We start from the raw sequence: 16,229 nt of genomic DNA on the forward strand, positions 1-16,229 counted from the left end.
TCATGGCGCTAAACTAAGCTTTTTAAAGCAGTGATTTTCATGATCATCAATCATTCCTACCGCTTGCAGATAAGAATAGATAATGGTTGGACCCACGAATTTAAAACCATTCTTTTTTAGAGTTTTAGACAGTTGCAGGCTTAATTCGCTTTGTGTTGGTGCTAAGCGATAGTCTGGCACAGAATGAACTTTGGGTTGATGCCCTACAAAACTCCATAGCCATTTGACCATATCAGGCATGATTTGGCGCATATTCAACCATGCTCGAGCATTATCTCGAATCGCCTTTAGTTTACCTAAATGACGAATTATTCCCGGATCTTGTGCTATTTCGATTAACTGTTCATCTGTAAAAGTCGCAATTTCTTCAATGGTGTATTGAAAGAAATGATGTCGATATCGCTCGCGTTTTTTTAAAACAATAATCCAAGCGAGTCCTGCTTGCTGACCTTCTAAACAGAGCATTTCAAATAAGGTGTGTTCATCATATACAGGAACACCCCATTCTTGATCGTGATAATCAATATAAATCTGCTCATCGGAGCACCAGCTACAGCGTTGAATCGTCATGCGAATGCTCCGAAGTGATCAAATGGTAAAAGCAACCCACTGATCGTTTTGATTGTCCCAAAAGAACAACTCTGCTTGTTCTAAATCCGAAAAATTAATCCAGAAATCTTTACCTGCTTTATCTGCAAAACCAGTGCTAATCAACAGAGCTTCTTCGGTAATTTCCATAATCCAGCCCTGATGGCTTTGTCCATTTAAGACAATACGTTGTTGATTGCCAGATTCTGCAAATTCAACTAGACGATTAATCAAGGCTTCTGACATGAAAACTTCCTAAAAATAAAAACTTTAATTTAACGTAAATAAGGGTATGGATTGACAGGGCCTCGACCGCGACCATCTAAGTAAATTCCATAATGTAAATGAGGGGCAGTATGTCGAGCATTACCCGTATTGCCGACATAACCAATATGGTCACCTCGTCGCACGAAGTCACCCTCATTGAGACCTTTTTTATGCTGATCTAAATGCGCATAATAATGCCAAGAACCAGCGGGTCCTAAAATCCAAATGACTTTCCCACCCAGCTTATTATCGCGCATACTGCGAACAATTCCATCAGTTGCACTATAAACTTTTGTACCACGAGCCGCCAAGATATCAATGCCTTCATGTGTTCGACCGTGACTTCGTGATGCACCCCAAGTGTCTGTCAGTTGTCTCGCTTTTACACCTTGTACTGGGATAGGTAATTTTCGATCCAAAGGAAGCATATGTAAGCGAGCAACGAGGGTTGGATCAAGCGGCGTTTGTTTTGGAGGTTGGCTACTGCAGGCGACAAGTAAAATAGCTACACTTAGGATGATGTAATGTCGCAAATACTTAGTCACTCGAACTCCTTGATATGATACAGCCACACTTATTTGAATCGACTATGTCACAAATTCACGGCTGAGATCAATTTTTTCATCGCAGTTGGAATGCCCATTTCTGTTACAACTTGTGGAGCGAGCCATTCACCTCCTAATTCTGTTTGGAGGTATTCCATCTGGTCGAGATCAACATGGAAAATATGTGCATTCAGTAACCAGGTAAAGTGGGTGAAACTGTGTGAAATTTGAGTTGGTAATTGATTACTCACCAAACCATATTGCTGAGTCAATTGACTAAATTCTGAAGTTTCATCAATGATGGGTAAGGTCCATAAACCACCCCATAAGCCTGAATGCGGACGTTGTTGCCATAACCATGTATTTTCAGTACTTCGCAGTAATAAAACATCCGCAGTTTTTATAGGCACTGCTTTTTTTGGCTTTTTAAATGGTAACTCTTGTGTCAGACCCTGCTTTAAAGCTTGGCATTCTGACTGCATTGGACAGTACAGGCAAAGTGGTTTTTTAGGAGTACAAATTGTTGCACCCAAATCCATAATGGCTTGCGTGTAATCATGGTTGCGTTGTTCAGGACAGAGTTGCTCGGCTAATTCCCACATTGCACGTTCATGGACAGGCTTTGATAAATCATCTTCAATGGCAAAGAAACGTGCTAAAACACGCTTAACATTTCCATCCATTATCACGCCGTATTTGCGTAATCCAAGTGACATCAATGCACCAGCAGTTGATCTACCTATTCCTGGCAGGGCCATCCAAGCTTCTAAAGTCTCTGGAAAATGTCCATTTTGACTTACGATTGTGGCTGCTTTATGCAGGTTGCGAGCACGCGCATAATAGCCTAGACCTGCCCAGTAAGGAGCAACTTCATCCCAAGTAGCACGACCTAAATCGGTGACCGTCGGAAAGCGCTCAATAAAACGATCATAGTATTTCAGAACAGTTTTCACTTGGGTTTGCTGCAACATAATTTCAGAGACCCAAACTTTGTAAGGATCATCTGCGACTTGCCATGGCAGGTCATGTCGACCATGTACATCAAACCAATCCAGTAACGCAGTTGAAAAAGAAAACATGAAAATACCATTAATACAATCTGTGCTCAGTATAACCAATCTAGGCAAAGACCTTTTAAAAAAGCATGAAAAAAGGCGCATATTGCGCCTTTTTGTAAAATCAACATTACTCTTGAATAATGCCCCAACGACTATCTAATTTAAGCGGTTGGTTTTTGTAACGAGGAATAATATGGATGTGTAAATGTTCCGACTCTTCATCGCCAAAAACTTTGCCATCATTAAAAGCGATATGAAAGCCTTCCGGATGATGACGGATTTTTAACTCGTTACGTGCCAGTTCTAACAACGACTGTAAACTTTTACGCTCTTTGTCGGTAATTTCAAAAAAAGAACTCACATGACGTAAAGGAATAATAACGGAATGTCCTTTAGTCAACGGCTGCTGTTCTGGCAAAATCACACCGAATTCATTTTTATCAATCACATCATATTCATCGTGATTGCAATAAGTACATTGTTCACTCATCCTTATATTCCTCTTATATTTTATCTTCTTTCTTCAATAATCTTAGCGCTAATAAACTTTGAAAGTAATTAATCTAAGTGACGCGACAGTAACTCATACATCGCAGCTAAGCTTTTTTCCTCAGCTTCAGCGTTATAACCGAGATCTACACCATTGGCTTTTGCCCGTTCATCAGCTTGTGGATTGCTAAAACCATGTTTTGCATCCTCAAAGATAATGACCTCATGTGGCACCTGAGCTGCAAACATTTCTTCTTTAAATTGTGCCACATCATCTAGCGTGACCATGCTATCTAGCTCACCATGCAAAACCAGAATTTCAGCTTTTACTTGACCTTGTTGAGCAGGTGTTTGCGCAGATAAATTAGCATGGAAGGTAGCAACTGCTTTTAAATTCGCCCCAGATCGAGCAAGATCTAAAACAACTTTTCCGCCGTAACAAAAACCAATCGCAGCTAATCGAGTTGCGTCAACTTCAGGCTGTGCAGATAAAGTGTCTAACGCAGCTGTAGCGCGTTGTACAATTGTTTCAGGCTGTGCGAAAGTTTGCATCATCCACTCATTTGCTTGAGAAGCTTCAGTGGTTACCTTTTTGTCGCCGTACATATCAATGGCAAAAGCAGCATATCCTTGTTCTGCAAGTTCTCGAGCACGTTGTTCTGTATATTCATTACGACCCCACCACTCTGGGGCTACAATAATACCTGCAGCTCCTGAAGAGTTTTCAGGTGCGGCAAAATAACCAATCAATTGAGTACCATCTGCCGCTTTATACTGAATTTCTCTTGTTTGAATTGCTGAAGTCATTATTGAAAGTCCTTTCGTTTATGAAAATCAGCAAAGATTAAAGCATAAATGTTTTCCGAAGTGATGAATTTGCAATAAGAAAGTAAAATCAAATGTGAGAATTTATGAAAGATTGGAATATATAAAACGCGTATCAATGAACAGATAAAAAGAAATAAAAAAAGAAGAAGGAGTACCTTCTTCTTTTCATCAATCTTGTGTTTTCAATTTAATCTAGTGATTTAGAACACTAGACTTTGCCTCTTGAGATAAAGCCTACAATTGCGAGAATCACTGCAATCACAAGTAAGATAATTGCGAAATCTTTAGATAAGCCTGCTACACCACCAAACCCTAGCAAACTTGCTACCAATGCAATCACTGCAAAAATAATCGCCCAACGGAACATTTTGATTCTCCATAAATTTTTATTAATGTTCATTCAGTATAAGAAAATAAACTGAGCAAAATGTATACAAAGGGTATTTTAACGTAGAGTATTGATATTCTTTAGTTAATCAACTGTAACTGAGATTGATGAAATTTTATGAGAATTATTAGTGATATACTGACTCAAATTTTTGATATTTAGCTGAATCATGAGCACATCTTTACGCCCTGAATTTTGGAAACATTATTCACTGTTTGAAATGAACCAAGCAGAATGGGAGGCACTGTGTGATGGTTGTGGTATGTGTTGTTTGGTTAAATTAGAAGATGATGAAACCGAAGAAATCGCATATACCAAAGTTGCGTGCAAACTTCTAGATTGTCAGACGGGGCATTGTTCAGATTATGAAAATCGTCAGGTGCATGTACCTGACTGTATTCAGTTAACGCCTGAAAAATTACAACAAATACGCTGGCTACCTCCGAGTTGTGCATATCGACGTATTAATGAAGGTAAAAAGCTACCGAATTGGCATCACTTGGTGACAGGCAATAAACAAAGTGTGATTAGTGCTCGAAAATCTGTAGCAGGTCGTTGTATATCTGAACAGCTTGTTGATGAAAATGAAATAGATGAATACATCGTGCGGTGGGTACGCTAGTACATTCAATTGCTAGACAACACATATTTTGTAATATAAAAACACTTTTAAAATGATCATTGCCGTTTAATCCTTGAGACTGATATTCAAGGATTAAAGGGAAAGGCATGTTAAAAGCTGCAAAACTGATTTGGATTGTTGGTTTGAGCGGAATCATAATGGCGTGTCATGCCAATCAAAATAAAGCCAGTGAAGCACAGAATCCGCAGGAATCAACAGTCAAAAACGAGAATTCAAAAGCTCAAGAACAACGATATCAAGTTGAAAAAATTGCTCTATTTAATGAACCATGGGCGATTGCAACTTTACCAAATGGTCAACTGTTAATTACAGAAAAGTCAGGCATACTTAAGTTGTTTGACCCACAATCAAAACGTAGTTTTAACGTGGCTGCTGTGCCTCAAGTTGCTTATGGCGGACAAGGTGGGTTAGGTGATGTTTCGATTCATCCTAATTTCAATAATAACGCTTGGTTATATCTCAGTTATGCCGAAGAAAAAAATGGATTGTCTGGTGCAGTGGTAATCCGAGCGAAATTGGATTTATCGAATATCGAAGCACCGAAACTGACGGATATCGAACGCATATGGGAGCAAGTCCCTAAAGTGTCGGGTCAGGGGCATTATGCACATCGTATAGTGTTTGACCAGCAAGCGAATTTATGGATTAGTTCAGGGGAACGGCAGAAGTTTCAGCCTGCACAAGATATGCAGTCTAATCTAGGTAAAATTGTATATTTGTATGATGATGGTCGTGCTCAAGAATCTAATCCATTTGCCAAGCAAGGTGGTGTCTCAGCGCAGATTTGGAGTTTAGGTCATCGTAATCCTTTAGGTATGGCATTTGATCATCAAAATCGTTTGTGGGTGGCAGAAATGGGCCCTAAAGGTGGCGATGAGTTCAATCTTATTGAAAAAGGTAAGAATTATGGCTATCCAATTGTATCTAATGGTGATCACTATGATGGGAAACAGATTCCGAATCATGAAACGCGACCTGAATTTATAGCCCCTAAACTTGATTGGTCTCCAGTGATTTCACCCTCGAGTCTGATTTTTTATAAATCTAACTATTTTCCACAATGGAAGAACAAAGCCTTAATCGGTGGATTATCATCGAAAGCCATTATTGTGGTAGATCCACAATCTGAACCTGTACGAGAAATTCAGCGCTTGGATATGGGGGGTCGAGTACGAGACTTGCATGAAGCGAAGGATGGCACAATTTGGGGAATAGAAGATGGACCGCAAGCTTATTTATTCAAATTAAAAGCAAAACTCGAATCTGAGTAAAATGAAAAATGTTGAATAGTGATGGTTGTTTTGACTATTAATATTGGAATTTGACTATTACATAGTAGACTAGTCAACAGCACTTTGAGATCTATAAAAAATATGTCCGATACACAAATTCCGCTACCTGAACGCTTACGTCCACGTGATTTGTCTGAGATTATCGGACAAGATCATTTACTTGGTGAAGACGCACCTTTACGTCAAATGATTGACCAAGGACATTTACCTTCGATTATTTTTTGGGGGCCTCCAGGGGTCGGCAAGACCACCATTGCGCTATTGTTAGCTCAAGCTGTAGATCGTACTTTTATTAGCTTGTCTGCACTCAACACTGGTGTTAAAGAGCTTCGAGAAATCATTGGGGAAAGTGGCGATCTCATTGTGCCAGTGGTTTTTATTGATGAAATTCATCGCTTTAATAAATCTCAACAAGATGCCTTACTGAGCGCAGTAGAAAAAGGCAAGATTACTCTGGTTGGTGCAACCACAGAAAATCCTTCTTTTGAAGTCAATAATGCTTTGTTGTCGCGCTGTCAGGTGTATACGCTGAATGCATTATCTGAGCATGATATTCAACATTTAATTGAACGTGCACTCAAGCAAGACCAATTTTTGAAAGACCGTCATATTCACATCGAAGAATATGATGCATTAATTCAATTTGCCGCAGGCGATGCTCGTAAAGCACTCAATTTATTGGATCTCATTGCGAGCACATTTGAAGCAGATGTTGAAAATATTGTCACCAATGCCATCGTGGTAAAAGTAGCTCAACAAAATATTGCGCGATATGACAAATCTGGTGAGCAGCACTATGATTTAGTCTCAGCTTTCATTAAATCAATTCGTGGAAGTGATCCTGACGCTGCACTATATTGGATGGCGAGAATGTTAAAGGGGGGGGAAGATCCAGTCTTTATTGCGCGTCGGATGTTGATAGCCGCTTCGGAAGATATTGGAAATTCTAATCCTAATGCGTTGTTATTGGCTGGGGAGTGTTTTAGGTCCGTTCAAGCGGTTGGGATGCCAGAATGCCGTATTATTTTAGGACAATGTGCAGTGTATTTGGCCACAAGCGCGAAAAGTAACAGCACTTACTTAGCAATCAATAAAGCATTAGAGTTGGCTGAACGTACGTCAAATCTTCCAGTTCCATTGCATTTAAGAAATGCTCCAACCAAGTTAATGAAAGAGCAGGGATATGGTGTAGATTACTTATATCCACATCACTATCCAGAACATTTCGTGTTGCAGGATTATATGCCTCCAGAGCTGAAAGGCACCAAATTGTACGAATCAGCTCGTAATAAGCGTGAAGTCGAAGCAGAGCGTTTACAGCAGCGACGTTGGCAGCAAGAGCAGCAACAACAATAAAAAAAGCCCAGTTCTATGGGAAGCTGGGCGAAAAGCGATTCATCTGGTCGGCAACTACAGTCTCTCTCTTGAGCCACCAACTCCTGTAGTTGCCTGGTATAAAAATATATTAGTTGAACTTAGTAATATTGTAAAAACAATCATTTTAATAAATAGCATTAATTTATTCGATTAATGGGTGTAAATTTAAAAACAAAAACAACAATTGAGTTTTTTAATGATCAAGACCCCAGATTTGTCATCTTATTTAAATATCGATTCGATAAATTAATAGCATTACCAATGAGGAGAGAGCATTGGTAATGCGACTTAACAAAAATAATGAATGTATAACAACAATTTGAAAATATAAAAATAATATCAACAGATACAAAAAAGCCGAGTCATATGACTCGGCTTCATTTTATCTAAATTTTGATTTAGATATCAGAAAGGTCAACACCGATACGTGTAGCAACTTCTTCATATGCTTCAACCACACCACCTAAACCTTGGCGGAAACGGTCTTTATCTAATTTTTTCTTGGTATCTTTGTCCCATAGACGGCAACCATCTGGAGAGAATTCATCACCAAGAACGATACGATCATGGAACACACCAAATTCAAGTTTAAAATCAACTAAAAGCATGTTGCCTTGAGCAAAAAGATCTTTTAACACCACGTTTACTTGGTGAGTTAACTCTTTCATACGCTCAAGTTGTTCAGCAGTAGCCCAACCTAAAGCAATGGCTTGAGATTCATTCACCATTGGGTCGCCCAAAGCGTCATCTTTGAAAAATAATTCAAATGTAGGTGGTGTAAGTTCTAAACCTTCTTCAACACCCAAACGACGGCAAAGCGAACCAGCTGCATAGTTACGGATTACACATTCAACTGGAATCATGTTTAACTTTTTAACCAAAACTTCGTTTGGTGTTAAAAGTTTTTCGAAATGAGTTTCGATACCTGCAGCTGCAAGTTTTTCCATGATAAAGGCGTTAAAACGGTTGTTCACCTTACCTTTGCGATCTAGCTGTTCGATTTTTTCGCCATTAAATGCTGAGGCATCATCACGAAAGACTAAAATCAGGTGGTCTGCACTATCGGTTTCATAAACGGATTTAGCTTTACCAGTATAGAGCAAGGTTTGTTTTAACATGGTGGAACCTTTTTCAGAAAAAATATGCCTAGAACGACTAGGCTGGCCAGTTTTGATAAATCTGGGTTAACAGGCTCGCAGCTTTTTGTTTGTCTGCAAACGCGTTAGTTGGGGTAAACACGGCCAAGGTATGACTCGAACCTACAGATGTCAGTTTAAGCACTAAACTTTCACCATCCACTTGAATTGTCGCGGAATGGGGATTCTTAGGTTGATTGACAAAGTTGTAGTTGAGGCTACTGAGGGTGGCGATTGTGTATTGCCAAATTGTAGCAGAATTTCCGTCAATTTTGATCAACGGATTGCCATTTCCATCAGTTAAAAGTTGTGGACGACCGACAGCAGTTGATTGTTCACTCTCAACAGGATTAGAAACGGTTGGTGCCACATTAGGACGAGGTAGCTCAAAACGATTACCTCGCTTATTAACCATTTGTGGCGCATTGTCTATTGCAAGCTGTTCAACAACAGGCGCTGGATAAAGCGGTGTTGCTGGTCTAACCATTGAACCTTCAGGGAATTTAAGCGGGGCTTGTGCAGTAGATTTTTTATAATCGAGTGAACCATTATCGATACCAATCGTACTACAACCGACCATGCTGAGGGCTGAAAGGGCAAGGGGTAAACCAAAACGTAGTTGCATAGTTGTTAAACTCTTCTTTAAATAATGCTCGCAGCTTTTAATGCATCACGCAGTGAAGCTCGATATTGTTCTGCTAATGGAGTAAGTGGTAAACGGATACCTGTACCAATTAATCCCATTTCATGAAGTGCCCATTTCACAGGAATTGGGTTTGATTCACAAAATAGAATTTCGTGTAAATTTGCAACTTGATCATTAATTGCTTTTGCTTGAGCTGCATTACCCACTAAACCAGCGGCACACACTTGGCTCATTTGCTTTGGAGCAACGTTAGCGGTCACAGAAATATTACCTTTCGCACCATGCTCAATCAGTTGATATGCTGTTGCATCATCACCTGAATAGACCACCATATCTTTGCCTTCAAGTGCTTTTAAAAGCTCAGCACCGCGAGGAACATCACCTGTTGCATCTTTAATCCCTACGATTTGAGGAATATCAGCAAGACGAACTACAGTTTCATTGCTCATATCAACGCCAGTACGGCCAGGTACGTTATAAAGAATTTGCGGTAAATCAACAGCTTCAGCAATTGCTTTGTAATGCTGATACAAGCCTTCTTGAGTCGGTTTGTTATAATATGGCGTTACTAAAAGTGCAGCATCTGCACCAAGCTCTTTAGCTTCTTTGGTAAGCTCAATCGCTTCATGCGTTGAGTTTGCGCCTGTGCCGGCAATAATTGGAATGCGTTTATTGGCTACACGAATGATTTCTTTGATCACTTGAGTGTGTTCAGCCATGCTTAAGGTCGAAGCTTCACCTGTTGTTCCCACGGCAACGATACTGTTTGTACCTTGTTCAATGTGCCATTCAACAAGCTTCTCGAGACCCTTCCAATCAACAGTTCCATCTTCAAACATTGGAGTGACGATTGCGACGATTGAGCCTTGAATTACCTGAGCTTGCTGAGTAGTCATTTTAAAACACGATCCTATTTTTCCATCCAGTGAAGGTTGAGAAGCGAAGTTTGGATGGGTATGTATTTTGATTTATATCACGATCCAATATGCCTGCATACTGGATAATGCGTATGCAAATTATGAACTAAGCTACCAATAAGAACAATATGAATTCACTTCAGTCAAAAAAAAGTTTAGTTAAAACAAGTAACTTTTTTTAAAAAAAGCAATTTTAAGACCTTATGGTTAGGCATTTAAATTACAGTGAAGATAGATGTTCGTCTATGAAAGTATTGCGGATAAAAATGAAAATTCGAACTAAAATCTGACCAATTTACCCTGAATTAATAGCTTATATCACTTACATCAGATTTAAGATGTATGTATATACAGGTGAATAGACTAATAATTTTTAAATTATGTGATTATTATAATTTATAAAACGTCTTATTTTTTTTACTTAAAGGTTAAATTATTCTAATACTTATAGATTTTATAATAGATTTTTCTTGGTTTTTTCCTAAATAAAAAAAATAATTAATCGTTTTGAAGACTAGAATTTATTTTGGTTGGCAAGAGGTATGAAATTTAATCTTATTTTGATTACATTTTATTACACCATTTGATAACTCTCACTTTCATTGACTTACATAGATAATCGGGCATCGGACTCAAATGCTGATGAGTGAGGGAAGTTCAATGCAAGAATCAGTAAGTAACAAACATGCAATTTTGACGGTAGGTATCTGCTTCCTCATTGCAGTAATTGAAGGCTTAGATATTCAGGCTGCAGGTATTGCAGCTGCGGGTATTCGTGAACATTTTGGTTTAGATAGTTCACAATTAGGTGTGTTTTTTAGTGCTGGTATTTTAGGTCTGTTACCTGGGGCACTGGTAGGTGGGCGTATTGCGGACCGTATTGGTCGTAAAACAGTTTTAATTTGGTCTGTTGCTGTTTTCGCTGTATTCACTTTATGTACGGTATGGGTAAATAGTTTTAACAGTTTATTGGCTGTACGTTTCCTTGCAGGTGCAGGGCTAGGTGCAGCAATGCCAATTCTCATCACTTTGGCTTCTGAAGCAGTAACCCCACAAAATCGTGGTCGTGCTGTAGGGCTAATGTACTGTGGTATGCCTGTCGGTGCTGCGATCTTATCTTTAATTGCAAGTACAGATTTCGGTGCTAATTGGAAAAATATTTTCTATCTTGGTGGTTTATTACCATTAATTGTTATTCCAGTAATGATGAAGTTCTTACCTGAATCTAAAGAATTCTTGAAAACGCAAAATAGAACTGAAGCTGAAATTGCAGAAGCTCCACAAGGTTCGTTTAAAGATTTGTTTAATTCACAGAATCTTCTTCGTACGATGTTCATCTGGTGTAGCTATTTCTTCACGCTCATGGTGGTTTACATCATGCTCAGCTGGTTACCTTCTCTATTCCAAGAATTAGGTTTCTCAAGAAAAGAAGGTGCGACAGCGCAATTCTACTTCATGGTAAGTGCTACTGTAGGTACTGTGATTTTAGGTGTATTAACTGACCGCTGGAAAAAAGCTTATGTGATCTTGTTAATGTACGGTGGTATTTTGGCTGGCCTTCTTGCGTTGAATGCAGCAAGCTCACTCACACAAATGTATTTGGCTTCAGCATTGGTTGGTGCTTTCGTGATTGGCTGTCAAGGTGTGCTTTACGCATTTGGTGGTATTGTGTACCCAACAGAAGTACGTGGTACAGGTGTTGGTGTTGCATCAGCAGTAGGTCGTATCGGTGCTATGCTTGGGCCAGCAATTGCAGGATCATTATTAACGGCTGGATTTGGTGCAGCAGGCGTAATCTCTGCAGCAATCCCTTGTATTATTATTTCTGCAATCTTCATGTTAATGTTGGTACGTCGTATCCAGAATTAAGACAAAAACATAGATTAAAGCCTGCTTGATGCAGGCTTTTTTTATAGAATTTTGATATCAAATTTTCAACTCAAGCAATTGTAGTTCTCTTGATCCTATGCAATAGTCCCTAACAATTTTAAAAATATTGGGAGCTGAAAAGGATGTTCCAACCACAACAAAGTGCACTTATCGTTGTTGATGTTCAGAATGGATTTACCCCTGGGGGAAATTTGGCGGTAGCAAATTCAGATCAAATTATTCCAACCATTAATTCACTTGCTCGGCATTTTGACAATGTTGTCCTTACCCAAGATTGGCATCCTCAAGACCATATTTCATTTTTTGAAAATCATCCTGGAAAGTCTGCTTATGAGACGATTGAATTAGCTTATGGCCGCCAGGTGTTATGGCCTTCACATTGTGTGCAGGGTACACATGATGCAGATTTTCATCCAGACTTGAATATATCCAAAGCGCAGTTGGTCATTCGTAAAGGTTTTCATCCACATATTGATAGTTATTCTGCCTTTTTAGAAGCTGATCATCGAACATCGACTGGCTTAGCAGGTTATCTGCGTGAGCGTGGAATTCGTGACATCTTCATTGTCGGGATCGCCACTGATTTTTGTGTGGCTTGGACGGCAATTGATGCTGCAAAATTAGGTTTTAACAGTTATGTCGTGTCAGATGCGACTAAAGGCATCGATTTAAATGGTTCGTTGCAACATGCATGGCAAGAAATGCTTGCACAAGGTGTGAAACGAATTTACGCCAAAGAACTGATGACTCTCAGACACTCAGCGCAGACCATTTAAAGGCATGGCTCAAGATCATACGTCGTTAATCCAACAAGTGAACTTCTAAATGAAAGCTAGCAATCAATTCGTGCAGAAAACCTTTGCGCTGTGGGTACTCCTATTTGCAGGAATTGCCATGTATATGCCAGAAGCTTTTATTTGGCTTAAGTCTTATATCACTTGGATGCTCGGGATTATCATGTTTGGCATGGGAATGACCCTGTCGTGGGAAGATTTTAAAAGTGTTTTCAGCCAGCCTAAGGCGGTTGCCGTTGGCGTGAGTGCTCAATTTATAGTGATGCCATTATTGGCATGGGGATTGTGCATAGCATTTCGATTACCCGCTGAAATTGCCGTTGGCGTACTCCTTGTTGGATGTTGTCCCGGAGGTACAGCATCTAACGTCATTGCTTATATGGCAAAGGCAAATGTGGCTTTGTCCGTCGCGTGTACCTCAGTTTCAACGATGTTAGCACCTTTGCTGACACCATTGATTTTTTATCTCTTAGCGAGTCAGTGGATCGATATAGATGCGGTAGCAATGCTTGTATCGGTAATGCAAGTGATTTTGTTCCCTATCATTTTAGGGGTGATCGTGAGCGGCCTATTTAAGCAAAAAATAGATCGATATATCGCAATGATGCCTATGGTTTCAGTCATCGCGATTGTATTGATTGTGGCTGCGATTATTGCTGGAAGCAAAATGCAAATTTTACAGTCAGGGTTACTGATCCTTGCTGTTGTAATTTTACATAATGGATTAGGATATTTTATAGGTTATTGGGCTGCAAAATTATTGCAGCTTAATCAAGCAGATGCTAAAGCAGTTTCGATAGAAGTAGGGATGCAAAATTCTGGCTTAGGCGTTGCTTTAGCTGCGGTTCATTTTGCGGCAACACCCATTACAGCACTTCCAAGTGCGATTTTTAGTTTATGGCACAATATTTCGGGACCCATCTTGGCGAGTTATTGGGCGACGCGTGACAAAGCTCACCTTAAAAAACATGAATATGACGATGATGTGATTAAGTAGCTGATTTTATTTCATTAACTGATCTAGAAATTCTTTTTCAGTCATGATGTGAATACCATGTTGCTTTAAAAGCGCTGCTGTAACACCGTCCGCATTTATTTTTGACCCCGAAAAAGAGCCATCATAAATCTGACCAAAACCACATGATGGACTTTTAGCTTTCAAAATCGCATGAGTAATCCCATGTTTTTTCGCAAAAGCTAAGGTCTGTTTGGCACCTAAAATAAATGCTTCGGTAACATCTTTTCCCGAAAGATCAAATACTTTTGCATGGCCACTCAAAACATCGGAGCCTGTTCCTTTTTGAATTTCAGCAGGGGCTCTGGGAGTGCTAAGTCCTCCAGAAATTTCAGGGCAGATTACGACGGCCTGATCGGCATCAATCAGCGTTTTAATTTTTTCTTGAAGGCAATGTTGACCATCGTAGCGAACTGGATGTCCGACTAAACATGCACTGATAAGATATTTCATTTGATAAAAAAAAGACCGATAATTTTCATTATCGATCTTTTTAAGTGTAGATCAAATTGAATTATTCAACCGTAACTGACTTTGCTAAGTTACGCGGCTGATCTACATCGGTACCACGTAGTACAGCGACATGATAAGACAAAAGCTGCACAGGAATACTGTATACGATTGGTGATAATAGTGCTGAAACGCTCGGAACTTGAACGACGTGTTGGCGCTCTTTCTCCTTAATGCCACTATTTTCATCTGCAAATACAAACAGCTCACCACCACGTGCTTGAACCTCTTCCATATTTGATTTGAGCTTATCAAGCATGTCATCCTGAGGAGCAAGAATGACAACAGGCATATCATTATCAACTAAGGCCAATGGGCCGTGTTTCAACTCACCAGCTGCATAACCTTCAGCATGAATATATGAAATTTCTTTCAGTTTAAGCGCTCCTTCAAGCGCGATTGGGAACTGTGTTCCACGACCTAAAAATAGGCAATGTTGTTTTTCAACAAACAATTCAGATAGGCGTAAAATTTCTTTATCACATTGTAATGTGTCAAGAATCACTTTAGGTGTATGCCACAATCCAGTAATGATTTCTGTTACTTGTTTATTAGAAATCGTTTGTTTAACTTGACCGAACTTAAGCACGAGAAGCATCAAGGCAGCAAGTTGTGTGGTGAATGCTTTGGTCGACGCAACCCCAATTTCTGGACCTGCTAATGTCAATAAGCTGTAATCTGTTTCACGCACCATGGAAGATGTTGCAACGTTACAGATCGTCATCGTAGTGATATTAATATTTTTCGCTTTGGCACGTTTTTGTGTATCACGAAGAGCAGCCAATGTGTCGGCAGTTTCACCTGATTGAGAAATACACACATAGAGTGTATTGTTCACGATGACTGGAGTGCGATAGCGGAACTCACTTGCAATTTCAACTTGGCAAGGTACATCAATCAGTTGTTCAAACCAATATTTTGCGATCATGCCTGCATGGTAACTGGTACCGCAAGCGATGATTTGAACTTGCTGAATCTGAGAAAAATCTTCTACAGCATTTGCAAGAAAATCATCACGTAAGTGATCGGCATTTAAGGCTTGAGAGATGGTTTGCTTGATCGCTTCAGGTTGCTCATAAATTTCTTTCAGCATGTAATGCTTATATTCACCTTTTGAAGCATTACTCACTGTCGCATCAAGTTCTTTGACAGGGCGTTCAACGCGCTCACCTTGTACATAGACTTCAATCGTATCACGTGTTAAACGCGCAATATCACCTTCATCAAGGTATATAAAACGATTGGTAATCGGTAATAGGGCCAATTGATCAGAACTGATAAAGTTCTCACCAATTCCCACACCGATCACGAGCGGTGAACCTTCACGAACAGTGATCAATTCATTTGGGTAATCTGTATGTACGATACCGAGTGCAAATGCACCTTTGAGTTGAGGCACAACTTGTTCAACGGCTTTAAGCAGGTTAGGAGCAGACTTCAGTGCATCGTGAACTAAGTGTGCAACAACTTCAGTATCTGTTTGGGATGTAAACACATATCCTAATGCTTCAAGATCATCTTTAAGCTCTTGGTAATTTTCAATAATACCGTTATGTACCACAGCGACTTGACCAGATATATGCGGATGTGCATTATTTTCTGTAGGTTTGCCATGAGTAGCCCAACGTGTATGTGCGATACCAAGCGCGCCAGTGATTGCTGCTTCTGAAACCGCTTCTTCAAGGTTGATAACTTTACCGACACGACGTTCACGTAAAACTTGACCTGCATTGATTAAAGCTAATCCCGCTGAGTCATAACCACGGTATTCAAGACGCTTTAAGCCTTCAATTAGAATATTCGTTATGCTTCGTTCTGCTACACCGCCGACGATACCACACATATT

18 protein-coding genes are annotated in these 16,229 nt (G+C 39.7%); 6 read left to right on the top strand and 12 right to left on the bottom strand.

Going from position 1 to position 16,229, the window contains the following annotated elements; genetic code table 11:
* From AC1M9F_RS04085 to AC1M9F_RS04115, 7 genes are all read right to left on the bottom strand, one after another.
* Nucleotides 1-570 carry a DNA-3-methyladenine glycosylase I gene (locus tag AC1M9F_RS04085; protein WP_481597141.1) on the bottom strand — a complete coding sequence of 190 codons (570 nt, stop codon included), beginning with the start codon at nt 568-570 and terminating at the stop codon, nt 1-3.
* Between the two features lie 18 nt (nt 571-588).
* Nucleotides 589-834, bottom strand: coding sequence for a hypothetical protein (locus AC1M9F_RS04090; RefSeq protein WP_035264881.1), 246 nt, complete (start codon nt 832-834; stop codon nt 589-591).
* A gap of 29 nt (nt 835-863) precedes the next feature.
* Nucleotides 864-1,388 (bottom strand): M23 family metallopeptidase, encoded by a 525-nt coding sequence (locus AC1M9F_RS04095; RefSeq protein WP_035264946.1) that lies wholly within the window; start codon nt 1,386-1,388, stop codon nt 864-866.
* A gap of 59 nt (nt 1,389-1,447) precedes the next feature.
* Nucleotides 1,448-2,479: an A/G-specific adenine glycosylase gene (gene mutY, locus AC1M9F_RS04100; RefSeq protein ID WP_416224315.1), complete on the bottom strand. Its 1,032-nt coding sequence runs from the start codon at nt 2,477-2,479 to the stop codon at nt 1,448-1,450.
* Nucleotides 2,480-2,585: 106 nt separating this feature from the next.
* A complete protein-coding gene (locus tag AC1M9F_RS04105; RefSeq protein ID WP_265596980.1) occupies nt 2,586-2,954 on the bottom strand; it encodes an HIT family protein in 369 nt (122 codons plus the stop codon).
* Between the two features lie 62 nt (nt 2,955-3,016).
* Nucleotides 3,017-3,754: a dienelactone hydrolase family protein gene (locus tag AC1M9F_RS04110; RefSeq protein ID WP_035264872.1), complete on the bottom strand. Its 738-nt coding sequence runs from the start codon at nt 3,752-3,754 to the stop codon at nt 3,017-3,019.
* Nucleotides 3,755-3,983: 229 nt separating this feature from the next.
* Entirely contained in the window at nt 3,984-4,142 is a 159-nt protein-coding gene (locus tag AC1M9F_RS04115) for a DUF1328 domain-containing protein (RefSeq protein WP_481597142.1), read from the bottom strand.
* Between the two features lie 190 nt (nt 4,143-4,332).
* On the opposite strand from AC1M9F_RS04115, the gene AC1M9F_RS04120 reads away from it, so the two are divergent.
* The 3 genes from AC1M9F_RS04120 (at nt 4,333) to AC1M9F_RS04130 (ending at nt 7,454) form a co-directional block, all read left to right on the top strand.
* Nucleotides 4,333-4,785 (top strand): YcgN family cysteine cluster protein, encoded by a 453-nt coding sequence (locus tag AC1M9F_RS04120; protein ID WP_481597143.1) that lies wholly within the window; start codon nt 4,333-4,335, stop codon nt 4,783-4,785.
* Between the two features lie 107 nt (nt 4,786-4,892).
* Nucleotides 4,893-6,077 carry a PQQ-dependent sugar dehydrogenase gene (locus AC1M9F_RS04125; RefSeq protein WP_481597144.1) on the top strand — a complete coding sequence of 395 codons (1,185 nt, stop codon included), beginning with the start codon at nt 4,893-4,895 and terminating at the stop codon, nt 6,075-6,077.
* A gap of 102 nt (nt 6,078-6,179) precedes the next feature.
* Nucleotides 6,180-7,454 (top strand): replication-associated recombination protein A, encoded by a 1,275-nt coding sequence (locus AC1M9F_RS04130; protein ID WP_092766586.1) that lies wholly within the window; start codon nt 6,180-6,182, stop codon nt 7,452-7,454.
* A gap of 419 nt (nt 7,455-7,873) precedes the next feature.
* On the opposite strand, the gene purC is transcribed toward AC1M9F_RS04130, so the two are convergent.
* The 3 genes from purC to dapA are packed head-to-tail and all read right to left on the bottom strand — an operon-like array spanning nt 7,874 to nt 10,153.
* Nucleotides 7,874-8,593: a phosphoribosylaminoimidazolesuccinocarboxamide synthase gene (purC, locus tag AC1M9F_RS04135; protein ID WP_092766585.1), complete on the bottom strand. Its 720-nt coding sequence runs from the start codon at nt 8,591-8,593 to the stop codon at nt 7,874-7,876.
* A 37-nt stretch (nt 8,594-8,630) separates the two neighbouring features.
* The gene (locus AC1M9F_RS04140) at nt 8,631-9,236 is read right to left on the bottom strand and encodes a lipoprotein-34 precursor (NlpB) (RefSeq protein ID WP_092766584.1); all 606 of its coding nucleotides are present in this window, start codon (nt 9,234-9,236) and stop codon (nt 8,631-8,633) included.
* Between the two features lie 17 nt (nt 9,237-9,253).
* The gene (gene dapA / locus AC1M9F_RS04145) at nt 9,254-10,153 is read right to left on the bottom strand and encodes a 4-hydroxy-tetrahydrodipicolinate synthase (protein ID WP_092766583.1); all 900 of its coding nucleotides are present in this window, start codon (nt 10,151-10,153) and stop codon (nt 9,254-9,256) included.
* Nucleotides 10,154-10,834: 681 nt separating this feature from the next.
* On the opposite strand from dapA, the gene mhpT reads away from it, so the two are divergent.
* From mhpT to AC1M9F_RS04160, 3 genes are all read left to right on the top strand, one after another.
* Nucleotides 10,835-12,043 (top strand): 3-(3-hydroxy-phenyl)propionate transporter MhpT, encoded by a 1,209-nt coding sequence (mhpT, locus tag AC1M9F_RS04150; RefSeq protein ID WP_035264856.1) that lies wholly within the window; start codon nt 10,835-10,837, stop codon nt 12,041-12,043.
* Nucleotides 12,044-12,186: 143 nt separating this feature from the next.
* Entirely contained in the window at nt 12,187-12,840 is a 654-nt protein-coding gene (gene pncA / locus AC1M9F_RS04155) for a bifunctional nicotinamidase/pyrazinamidase (RefSeq protein WP_481595696.1), read from the top strand.
* 49 nt (nt 12,841-12,889) lie between these two features.
* Nucleotides 12,890-13,855, top strand: a complete 966-nt coding sequence (locus AC1M9F_RS04160) for a bile acid:sodium symporter family protein (RefSeq protein ID WP_481595697.1) — start codon at nt 12,890-12,892, stop codon at nt 13,853-13,855.
* A gap of 6 nt (nt 13,856-13,861) precedes the next feature.
* Here AC1M9F_RS04160 and AC1M9F_RS04165 read toward each other — a convergent pair whose 3' ends face one another.
* Together AC1M9F_RS04165 and glmS are read right to left on the bottom strand one after the other, a co-directional pair.
* Nucleotides 13,862-14,326, bottom strand: a complete 465-nt coding sequence (locus tag AC1M9F_RS04165) for a 2-thiouracil desulfurase family protein (RefSeq protein ID WP_481597145.1) — start codon at nt 14,324-14,326, stop codon at nt 13,862-13,864.
* 61 nt (nt 14,327-14,387) lie between these two features.
* Entirely contained in the window at nt 14,388-16,226 is a 1,839-nt protein-coding gene (gene glmS, locus AC1M9F_RS04170; protein ID WP_481597146.1) for a glutamine--fructose-6-phosphate transaminase (isomerizing), read from the bottom strand.
* Nucleotides 16,227-16,229 lie beyond the last annotated feature (3 nt).

It is taken from the genome of Acinetobacter sp. ANC_7504 (genome assembly GCF_056779995.1).

Bases quoted from the DNA above. Each gene is read 5' to 3' on its own strand.
- AC1M9F_RS04085 (WP_481597141.1), bottom strand. From the start codon at position 570: ATGACGATTCAACGCTGTAGCTGGTGCTCCGATGAGCAGATTTATATT.
- AC1M9F_RS04090 (WP_035264881.1), bottom strand. From the start codon at position 834: ATGTCAGAAGCCTTGATTAATCGTCTAGTTGAATTTGCAGAATCTGGC.
- mutY (WP_416224315.1), bottom strand. From the start codon at position 2,479: ATGTTTTCTTTTTCAACTGCGTTACTGGATTGGTTTGATGTACATGGT.
- AC1M9F_RS04110 (WP_035264872.1), bottom strand. From the start codon at position 3,754: ATGACTTCAGCAATTCAAACAAGAGAAATTCAGTATAAAGCGGCAGAT.
- AC1M9F_RS04115 (WP_481597142.1), bottom strand. From the start codon at position 4,142: ATGTTCCGTTGGGCGATTATTTTTGCAGTGATTGCATTGGTAGCAAGT.
- AC1M9F_RS04120 (WP_481597143.1), top strand. From the start codon at position 4,333: ATGAGCACATCTTTACGCCCTGAATTTTGGAAACATTATTCACTGTTT.
- AC1M9F_RS04125 (WP_481597144.1), top strand. From the start codon at position 4,893: ATGTTAAAAGCTGCAAAACTGATTTGGATTGTTGGTTTGAGCGGAATC.
- AC1M9F_RS04130 (WP_092766586.1), top strand. From the start codon at position 6,180: ATGTCCGATACACAAATTCCGCTACCTGAACGCTTACGTCCACGTGAT.
- purC (WP_092766585.1), bottom strand. From the start codon at position 8,593: ATGTTAAAACAAACCTTGCTCTATACTGGTAAAGCTAAATCCGTTTAT.
- AC1M9F_RS04140 (WP_092766584.1), bottom strand. From the start codon at position 9,236: ATGCAACTACGTTTTGGTTTACCCCTTGCCCTTTCAGCCCTCAGCATG.
- dapA (WP_092766583.1), bottom strand. From the start codon at position 10,153: ATGACTACTCAGCAAGCTCAGGTAATTCAAGGCTCAATCGTCGCAATC.
- mhpT (WP_035264856.1), top strand. From the start codon at position 10,835: ATGCAAGAATCAGTAAGTAACAAACATGCAATTTTGACGGTAGGTATC.
- pncA (WP_481595696.1), top strand. From the start codon at position 12,187: ATGTTCCAACCACAACAAAGTGCACTTATCGTTGTTGATGTTCAGAAT.
- AC1M9F_RS04160 (WP_481595697.1), top strand. From the start codon at position 12,890: ATGAAAGCTAGCAATCAATTCGTGCAGAAAACCTTTGCGCTGTGGGTA.
- AC1M9F_RS04165 (WP_481597145.1), bottom strand. From the start codon at position 14,326: ATGAAATATCTTATCAGTGCATGTTTAGTCGGACATCCAGTTCGCTAC.
- glmS (WP_481597146.1), bottom strand. From the start codon at position 16,226: ATGTGTGGTATCGTCGGCGGTGTAGCAGAACGAAGCATAACGAATATT.